We start from the raw sequence: 6,893 nt of genomic DNA, 5'->3' as shown, positions 1-6,893 counted from the left end.
TAAGTATGCCGCTCCGCGTCCGGGGAACGTTTCAGTGCGTGACGCCCATCAATCCTTGGCGCGTTCGACGTAGGAATTGTCTTCGGTCATCACCACGATGCGGGTGCCGGTGCCGATGTGCGGCGGCACCAGGGTACGGATGCCGTTAGCCAGCATCGCCGGCTTGTAGGACGAGGACGCGGTCTGGCCCTTGGTGACCGGCTCGGTGTCGACCACTTCGACGATGGCGCGCTGCGGCATGGTGATGGACACCGGCAGCAGGCCATGCAGCGACAGCTTCACGGTCATGTTCTCGGTCAGATAGGCCTCGGCATCGCCGATCACGTCCTTCTGCACGGCAACCTGGTCGTAATTGTCGTTGTTCATGAAGTGGAAGCCGTCGGCGTCCTTGTAGAGGTAATTGAAGTTCTGGTCCTCGATGGTCGCCTTTTCCACCGCGTCCGTGGTCTTGTAGCGCTCCGAGATCTTCACGCCGTCGCTGATTCGGCGCATTTCGATCTGGCTGACCGGGGTTCCCTTGCCGGGGTGGATGTTCTCGGCGGTCAGAACCACGTAGAGCTTGCCGTCTTGCTCGATCACGTTGCCCTTGCGGATAGAACTGGCGATGACTTTCACAGGTGTGTTTCCTAGATTTCAGGCCCGGGACCGATCCGGACGAGGGTGTCCTGTGGCCAGCGAAGCGTTGTCTGCGCGCAACATACGCATTTTGCCCCGTGATGCCAGCGTTTTGCGCCCCCGAAAGGCACAGCGCTGATGGCTCCGACCGCTGATTTGTCGCCGTGGTGGAGCCCCGGACGGCACCAGGACCGCCGTGGCTTCCTGCTGGCGCGCGGCGCCGTCACCCGGGCCACCCGGGCGTGGTTCGACGCCCAGGGCTTCGTCGAGGTCGAGACGGGCATCCTGCAGCGGTCGCCCGGCAACGAGACCCATCTGCATGCGCCGAAGACCGAGTTGATCGACGGCGATGGCGCGCGTCTGACACGGTATCTGCGGACCTCGCCGGAATTCGCCTGTAAGAAGCTGCTGGCGGCCGGGGAAGAGTCGATCTTTGAGTTCGCCCGCGTGTTTCGCGACCGCGAGCGTGGCAACCTGCATCTGCCCGAATTCACCATGCTGGAATGGTACCGCGCCGATGCCGGTTACGAGGCGGTCATCACCGACTGCATCGTGGTGATCGCGCACGCCGCGCAGGCCACCGGCACCAAGCAGTTTTCGTTTCGCGGCCGCACCGCCGACCCGTTTGCCGAAGCGGAAATGCTGACCGTGGCGACGGCATTCAAGCGCTTTGCCGATATCGACCTGCTGGCGACCATCGACGGTGATCTCGGTGATCGCGCCGCCCTCGCGGCGGCCGCGACCGGCAAAATCCGGATCGCGGAGGACGACAGCTGGTCGGATATTTTCAGCAAGCTGCTGGTCGAGCATGTCGAGCCGAATCTCGGCCAGGGCCGGTTGACCGTATTGTTCGAATATCCGTCTCCGGAAGCCGCCCTGGCCCGCCCAACCGGGCATGATCCGCGCGTCGCCGAACGCTTCGAAGTCTATGCCTGCGGCGTCGAACTCGCCAACGGCTATGGCGAATTGACCGATGCCAACGAGCAGCGGCGCCGCTTCGAGGAAGCCATGGATGAGAAGGCGCGCCGCTATGGCGAGCGCTACCCGCTCGACGAGGAATTTCTCGAAGCGGTGGCGGCGATGCCCGACGCCTCCGGCGTGGCGCTCGGCTTCGACCGGCTGGTGATGCTGGCCTCGGGCGCGACGCGCATCGATCAGGTGGTGTGGACGCCGCCGGCGGGCGCGCGATGACCGCAGCGCTGAAGATCGCCGCGACGCTGCGGCAGCCGGCCGAGCTGGTCGCGCATGGTCTGGTGCCGGCGGCGGCATTGGACGAATTAGAAAAAGTGGCGGCGCGTTACGCCGTCGCGGTGACGCCGGCGGTGGCCGGATTGATCGATATTGATGATCCCGACGATCCGATCGCGCGGCAATACATTCCCAGCATTTCCGAACTCTATGCACAGCCAGGCGAAAGCGCTGATCCGATCGGCGATCACAGCCATTCGCCGGTCGACGGCATCGTACATCGCTATCCCGACCGCGTGTTGTTCAAGCTGGTGCATGTCTGTGCGGTCTATTGCCGATTTTGTTTTCGTCGCGAGATGGTCGGTCCCGGCAAGGAGACCGCGCTGTCGCGCGAGGCCTATGCCGCCGCGCTGGGTTACATCCGCGATCACTCCGAGATATGGGAAGTCATCCTCACCGGCGGAGATCCGCTGATGCTGTCGCCGCGTAGACTGGCCGAGATCATGACCGATCTCGCTGCCATCGAACACGTCAGGATCATCCGGTTGCATACGCGCGTGCCGGTCGCCGATCCCGCGCGGATCAGCGCCGAAATGGTGGCGGCGCTGAAAGTGACGGGTGCTACCACCTGGGTGGCGCTGCATGCCAACCATCCGCGCGAACTGACACCCGCCGCGCGCGCCGCCTGCGCCCTGATGGTCGATGCCGGCATCCCGATGGTCAGCCAGTCGGTGCTTTTGCGCGGCGTCAATGACAATGCCGCGACGCTGGAGCAATTGATGCGGGTGTTCGTCGAATGCCGGATCAAGCCATATTACCTGCACCAGGGCGACCTGGCGCCAGGCACCGCGCATCTGCGCACCAGCATCGCGGAAGGCCAGGCCTTGATGCGCGCGCTGCGCGGACGCGTCTCCGGCCTGTGTCAGCCGGACTATGTCCTGGACATCCCGGGCGGCTTCGGCAAGTCGCCGATCGGCCCCGAATATTTGTCCGGGAATTCGTCCGTCGCGCACGCGGCCGACGGTGGAGCGAAACCGGAATTCGGTTATCGTGTTACCGACTATTGTGGGGATGTTCATCTGTATCCGCCGAAGCCGTGAGGGTCGGCGGCGCGCGCTTCAAGAAATCTGGAGAAACACCGTGAAGAAAACAATCGCAGCCATGGCCTGCCTGATGTTGCTGGGCAGTTCGATGGCACGGGCCCAGGACCCGTCGTCGCGCAACCTGCCGCCGAAGTCGCAGCGTCAGCCGACAGCCCGGCCGGACAATACCCCCGTCGCGCCGGTAGGCCATCGCCAGCCACGTCCGGGCGACGTTCCGTCCGAAACCAGGGGCAGCGATCCCGGCCGCATCGATGCCCAGGACCGTGACCTCGATCGCATGATCAAGGGAATCTGCAAGGGCTGCTGAGGCGGCCTGATCCGTGTCCCGGACGCGGTGCGGCATTCTTAGGCGATGCCCTTGCATCGCCGCCATGCCGCTCCGCGGAGCCGGGACCATTGCAAGCGCCGATGTTCCTGACGGCCCCGTCTCAGCGAAGCAATACTTCGTACTGCATCGCGTCCGGGGCAACGGCTTGATCGCGTGCGCTTCGCCTTACCCCTTGTTGCGGGCCGCCAGTGCCATGCCGATCAGCGACGAGCCGCCGATCACCAGATTGATGCCGACCAGCAGGCCGATCGCCCATTCCGCCGAGCCGGGCAGACCGGAGATGATAAAGAACGCGATCAGGATGTCCATCAGGCCGGAGAACGCCATCCAGCTCCAGCGATCGGATAGTTCCTTGCGGTGTTGCAGCGCGTACATGATGCTGGCGACGCCTTCGGCCAGGAAGTAGGCGCCGACCACCAGGGTCAGCGTGAACAGGCCCTGCGTCGGCCGCGTCAGCAGGATGATGCCGGCGCCGATGCCGAGCACGGCCGAGATCAGCGACCACCAGAAGCCCGGCGACTGCCTGGCCCAGAACGTCATCGCGAGGCCGGCGGCGCCGGAAATCAGGAACATCCAGCCCAGCATCACGGTGATGGCGATGCCGGCGATCGGCGGCACCAGGATCGCGGCGAGGCCGAGAATAACGAGCACGATGCCCTCGAACAGAAAGGCCTTCCAGTGTGCCCGCACGGCTTCGCTCATTTTGCTTTGCAGGGCGGAGAGGTCGTTCGGAAGCGTCATGGACAAAATTCCTGTTACGGGCAGAGCTACGGCGGCGGAGCCCGCATCATAGCGATGGGGCGTGTCGTCCGGCAAAGTTTGTTGTCAGTCCGCTCCGGCCAGGGTGGAGCCGGCCTGTGACGCGGTGCGCAGCCGGTTGCGACCGAGAATGTAGGCGGTGCTGGTCAGGACCAACAGCACGATGCCGATGGCGATCGAGACGACGCCGAGCGGAATCAAAATCGTCGTCACATTGTGTTCGGGATCGCTGAACCAGTGCCGGAGGCTAGACAGCACAAAGGCGGTGCCGGCGAAGCTGGCACCACCGCCAGCGACCAGCAGCGCCCACATGCCGCGCAGGGCGCTGCGTCGCTCGCGTGAAATGGCGGTGTCCCGCGCATGATGCGCGCCGATCCGGCGCACCAGCCGGGCGGCGAGCGCGATCGTGCCGAAACCGATCAGCAGGCCCGATAGTTCCAGCAGCCGTCGCGTCAGGCCGACGATCTCGGGATGAAGCTGCAGCGTCAGCAGCGGCAGGTCGAAGGCGGCGTGCAGCGCCACCGGCGCCAGCACGATCAGCAGCGGGGTGCGGATGAAGGCGAGGCCGTCGCGCCGCCGCGTGCCGAGCGCCCGGCCGAAGCGGGCAATGGCGATATAGGCACCCGCGATCACGCCGAGCGCGCCGTGCAGCGGCACCGTCAGAACGCTGCGCAGCACCGCGAGCGAGCGCCACATGTCGGGATTTTGCAGCAGATAGACAAGGTTCTCGTAGGCTGCGAAGCCAAGGCCGGCGGCGGCGCCGTAGACCACGGTGTCCATTGGATCGGCAGAGCGGGCGCGCTGCGTGGATACCGCGAGGATGACGAGAATCTTGACGATTTCCTCGGGCGCGGCGATGCCGAACAGCGAATGCAGCAGCATCGCCAGGATTGGATCGTTGGTCAGGCCCGGGATGCTTGCAAACAGCGCGCGGGCATAGCCGAGCAGCGAGATGCTGGCGGCGCCGAGCCCGAAGGCGGCCCAGACCAGGCCGGGCGGGCCGGGGCGCTCCTCGGCGGCAATGACCAGCCACAGCACCAGCAAAGCGGGCGCGACGGCGGCGATACCGATGACGGTCGGAAGCGATTCGAGCGGGTTCATGCCCGAGAACTATAGCGGCCTCCGTGCGCGGTATAGAGCGACTCTTGGCGGAGCGGTATCGGCCCATCCGGTGATCCTGGAACTATTCTGGCTCCGGCCGATTGGGCTGCCGAACCTCACAGCTGCGAGACCAACCATGACCGACGACGCCCAAACCCCGCCTTTTATTTATGAAGGCGTTGATCCCGTGCCGGAGCAAAAATCGACCCTGACCGAGACGCTCTCGGAAGTATCCGGGACCGTGAAGGAGACCGTGCACCGCATCGGCGACGCCATCGAATCCGGCAAGAAGCCCGGCATGCCGCTCAGCATTCTGGCCAATATTGCGCGCGAGGCGCCGCTGGGTTCACTGCTGGTCGCCTTTCTACTCGGCGTTGCCGTGGCCCGCCGTCGCTGACCAGCTCGGTCCAGAGCCGGATTCAGCTTGCGCGAAACATCTCCCGGAGGCGGTGCCGCGCATCTCCGCGAAACGCGTCGTGCACCGCGGAGCCGGGATCCTGCCAAACGCCGCCGCTGGCGAAGGTCCCGGCTTTGCGAAGCAGCGCCTTGTGATGCATCGCATCCGGGACAAGCGCGGCTCGGTTCAAGTTGTTATGATCACGCTAGGCTGTCGCTTTCCGGATCTTCTTGGCCAGATGCCCGGTCTCGTAGTCGCGGTGTAGCTGGCTCAGCGAGGTCTCGTTGAGCTTGTGCACGATATCGCTCAGCGTCGCCGTGTCCGGATGACCGGCGGCAAAGAATTTGCCGTAGATCTTGCGCCAGATGGCCAGGGTAACATCGCCATGCTTGTGGCTGATTTCATCGTCCTTGTTACGCTCGTCGAGGGCATGTTTCATGTTTCGCTCCAGGCCGGAGAAATCGCATGACCTGGCCCCTTGAACAGGACCGGTTGCGTCCAGCCCGAACAGACTAAGCGCCGTGCGGCCGGTGCAGCAAGTACTTCCCCGATCAACTCACGCGGAGTGATCGGTCAGCCGCGCGATTTGCCACGCGTGCGTTGCACCACCGCCTTTGGACGGGCGCGGACGACCGTGACGCGCGCCCGGGAGTGGCGCGCCCGGGTGCGCGCGGCCGGTACCGGTTCGGCCACGGGCGGGACGCTCGCAAAGGATTGCCGCAGCGCATCCAGCGTACCGGAAATACTGCCGACCTGCTCGGACAGCTTTCGGGTTTCGACCTGCTGCGAGGCGAGGAGCTTGGTCATCACCTGTAGCTGGTCCTGCACCACCTGCAATTGATCGATCGATTGCTGCTGCGATTCTTCCAGACCCTTGGTTTTTTCGACCAGTCGTTCAGAGGCCTGCGCGACCCGCGCTTGGTTGACCCGCGCGGTGGTGACGCGCTCCTGTTCAGGGGCCGCTCCCGTATAGCCACGCCAGGCAACGACCGAACCGATGCCGATCAGCAGCGCCACGACGACGACCGCGGTTATCGCGACCGGCTGCGCGCCGATCCGACGCATGGTATTTATGTAAGTAAATTCAGGCGTGCCATCGATCATGGAAGTGCAAGTCCAGATGTCAGCGATAGTTCCTGCCAGGCTGCTTTGCATCGCGTCAGCGTGCCGCTCGACGCCATATATACATGATTTGCTAGCGCGAGTGCATACAACTTGTCTGCCCGCTGGCTTACTTAGCTATCGAAATAATAGAAATAGTATTGGTGACAAGAGATAGTTCCATTTCTAATATAATCGTTGATAGTCCTTGGTACACTAACGATCTCGCGCAACTGATACTTCGGAACGCTTCCACATATGGTGAAACTTTCTGTTCAAGATCTCGAAGTTCTTCAAAAAC

At 63.8% G+C, this 6,893-nt stretch carries 9 protein-coding genes; 4 read left to right on the top strand and 5 right to left on the bottom strand.

Annotated features, from left to right (window positions below):
• Positions 1 to 48 precede the first annotated feature (48 nt).
• Entirely contained in the window at positions 49 to 615 is a 567-nt protein-coding gene (gene efp / locus Q0S16_RS20520; protein ID WP_295852289.1) for an elongation factor P, read from the bottom strand.
• Positions 616 to 753: 138 nt separating this feature from the next.
• On the opposite strand from efp, the gene epmA reads away from it, so the two are divergent.
• Genes epmA through Q0S16_RS20505 form a run of 3 tightly spaced genes read left to right on the top strand, consistent with a single transcriptional unit; the run spans position 754 to position 3,213 of the window.
• Positions 754 to 1,806 carry an EF-P lysine aminoacylase EpmA gene (epmA, locus tag Q0S16_RS20515; protein ID WP_295852287.1) on the top strand — a complete coding sequence of 351 codons (1,053 nt, stop codon included), beginning with the start codon at positions 754 to 756 and terminating at the stop codon, positions 1,804 to 1,806.
• On the top strand, positions 1,803 to 2,903 hold the full coding sequence (locus tag Q0S16_RS20510) for a lysine-2,3-aminomutase-like protein (protein WP_295852284.1): 1,101 nt from the start codon (positions 1,803 to 1,805) through the stop codon (positions 2,901 to 2,903). Before epmA ends, Q0S16_RS20510 begins: the two co-directional genes overlap by 4 nt.
• A gap of 40 nt (positions 2,904 to 2,943) precedes the next feature.
• Positions 2,944 to 3,213: a hypothetical protein gene (locus Q0S16_RS20505; RefSeq protein ID WP_295852279.1), complete on the top strand. Its 270-nt coding sequence runs from the start codon at positions 2,944 to 2,946 to the stop codon at positions 3,211 to 3,213.
• 186 nt (positions 3,214 to 3,399) lie between these two features.
• Here the strand turns inward: Q0S16_RS20505 and Q0S16_RS20500 are convergent, their stop codons facing one another.
• Both Q0S16_RS20500 and Q0S16_RS20495 read right to left on the bottom strand, forming a co-directional pair.
• Entirely contained in the window at positions 3,400 to 3,975 is a 576-nt protein-coding gene (locus Q0S16_RS20500) for an HdeD family acid-resistance protein (RefSeq protein ID WP_295852277.1), read from the bottom strand.
• Between the two features lie 84 nt (positions 3,976 to 4,059).
• Positions 4,060 to 5,094, bottom strand: coding sequence for a PrsW family glutamic-type intramembrane protease (locus Q0S16_RS20495; RefSeq protein WP_295852276.1), 1,035 nt, complete (start codon positions 5,092 to 5,094; stop codon positions 4,060 to 4,062).
• A 136-nt stretch (positions 5,095 to 5,230) separates the two neighbouring features.
• On the opposite strand from Q0S16_RS20495, the gene Q0S16_RS20490 reads away from it, so the two are divergent.
• Positions 5,231 to 5,491: a hypothetical protein gene (locus Q0S16_RS20490; RefSeq protein WP_295852275.1), complete on the top strand. Its 261-nt coding sequence runs from the start codon at positions 5,231 to 5,233 to the stop codon at positions 5,489 to 5,491.
• A gap of 205 nt (positions 5,492 to 5,696) precedes the next feature.
• On the opposite strand, the gene Q0S16_RS20485 is transcribed toward Q0S16_RS20490, so the two are convergent.
• Both Q0S16_RS20485 and Q0S16_RS20480 read right to left on the bottom strand, forming a co-directional pair.
• The gene (locus tag Q0S16_RS20485; protein ID WP_295852274.1) at positions 5,697 to 5,930 is read right to left on the bottom strand and encodes a hypothetical protein; all 234 of its coding nucleotides are present in this window, start codon (positions 5,928 to 5,930) and stop codon (positions 5,697 to 5,699) included.
• Positions 5,931 to 6,064: 134 nt separating this feature from the next.
• The gene (locus Q0S16_RS20480) at positions 6,065 to 6,508 is read right to left on the bottom strand and encodes a hypothetical protein (RefSeq protein WP_366517850.1); all 444 of its coding nucleotides are present in this window, start codon (positions 6,506 to 6,508) and stop codon (positions 6,065 to 6,067) included.
• Positions 6,509 to 6,893: the final 385 nt, after the last annotated feature.

The organism is Tardiphaga sp., assembly GCF_025356345.1.
Classification (GTDB): Bacteria; Pseudomonadota; Alphaproteobacteria; order Rhizobiales; family Xanthobacteraceae; genus Tardiphaga.
The sequence above is the reverse complement of the archived record's forward strand: the minus strand, read 5'-3'. Positions and strand labels throughout refer to the sequence as shown.

Coding starts and splice junctions, on each gene's coding strand:
- epmA (WP_295852287.1), top strand. CDS start 754: ATGGCTCCGACCGCTGATTTGTCGCCGTGGTGGAGCCCCGGACGGCAC.
- Q0S16_RS20510 (WP_295852284.1), top strand. CDS start 1,803: ATGACCGCAGCGCTGAAGATCGCCGCGACGCTGCGGCAGCCGGCCGAG.
- Q0S16_RS20500 (WP_295852277.1), bottom strand. CDS start 3,975: ATGACGCTTCCGAACGACCTCTCCGCCCTGCAAAGCAAAATGAGCGAA.
- Q0S16_RS20495 (WP_295852276.1), bottom strand. CDS start 5,094: ATGAACCCGCTCGAATCGCTTCCGACCGTCATCGGTATCGCCGCCGTC.
- Q0S16_RS20490 (WP_295852275.1), top strand. CDS start 5,231: ATGACCGACGACGCCCAAACCCCGCCTTTTATTTATGAAGGCGTTGAT.
- Q0S16_RS20485 (WP_295852274.1), bottom strand. CDS start 5,930: ATGAAACATGCCCTCGACGAGCGTAACAAGGACGATGAAATCAGCCAC.